This window comes from Dietzia sp. B44 (assembly GCF_014145245.1).
GTDB lineage: Bacteria > Actinomycetota > Actinomycetes > Mycobacteriales > Mycobacteriaceae > Dietzia > Dietzia natronolimnaea.
Genome location: NZ_JAALEF010000512.1, coordinates 6,828 through 7,049, shown reverse-complemented (window position 1 = coordinate 7,049; position 222 = coordinate 6,828). Strand labels below are relative to the sequence as shown.

Annotated in this window: 1 protein-coding gene; it reads left to right on the top strand. The window is 68.0% G+C overall.

Features of this window, described 5'->3' with window-relative positions; translation table 11 throughout:
- Nucleotides 1–222 (top strand): DUF7008 domain-containing protein (locus tag G6017_RS16415; RefSeq protein WP_194307909.1); only part of this gene is annotated, 222 nt, incomplete at both ends.

Genomic DNA, 222 nt, shown 5'->3' with positions numbered 1-222 from the left:
GAGCAGGAGGAGCTCGACTGGCAGGTTTACCACTTATACGGGTTCACCGACGCCGACCTGTCGCTTCCGGTCGGTGAGGTGCCCGGAATCGCGCTGGGTGAGCGGGCCTTCGAGATCGCCCTGGCCCGCCGGGTGCAGACAGGCGAGGCCGAGACGGCGTGGTTTGACCGCCACCGATCGACGCCGGTCACCGAAATCCCGGCGCATCTGCCGGCCGGGTAT